The organism is Micromonospora sp. AMSO12t (assembly GCF_008806585.1).
Lineage (GTDB): Bacteria > Actinomycetota > Actinomycetes > Mycobacteriales > Micromonosporaceae > Micromonospora > Micromonospora reichwaldensis.
In genome coordinates, this window is record NZ_WAAS01000591.1 from 1 (window position 1) to 509 (window position 509).

At 62.3% G+C, this 509-nt stretch carries 1 protein-coding gene; it reads right to left on the reverse strand.

Annotated elements, in window-relative coordinates; all coding sequences use genetic code 11:
- Positions 1 to 492, reverse strand: a 492-nt coding sequence (locus tag F6X68_RS33085) for a cbb3-type cytochrome c oxidase subunit I (RefSeq protein ID WP_225852581.1), incomplete at its 3' end; no start/stop codon positions are given.
- Positions 493 to 509 lie beyond the last annotated feature (17 nt).

Below are 509 nucleotides of genomic sequence, written 5' to 3' on the forward strand. Positions count from 1 at the left end.
CATGCCCGGCGCGCGCATGTTGAAGATCGTGGTGATGAAGTTGATGGCGCCGAGGATCGACGACGCACCGGCAAGATGCAGCGACAGGATCGCGAAATCGACCGCCGGTCCGGGGTGGCCCGAGGTCGACAGCGGCGCGTACATGGTCCAGCCGGCGCCGACGCCGTTGGCGCCCGGCTCACCCTCGACGAAGGTGGAGAGCAGCAGCAGCGCGAACGAGGCGGGCAGCAGCCAGAACGAGATGTTGTTCATGCGCGGGAACGCCATATCTGGCGCGCCGATCATCAGCGGCACCATCCAGTTGCCGAACCCGCCGATCATCGCCGGCATGACCATGAAGAAGATCATGAGCAGGCCGTGCGAGGTCACGAACACGTTATAGGTGTGCGTCTCGTGGAATATCTGGACGCCCGGATACATCAACTCGGCACGGATCGCGATCGACATCGCAGCACCGATGATGCCCGCGATCACCGCAAAGATAAGGTACATCGTACCGATATCCTTGT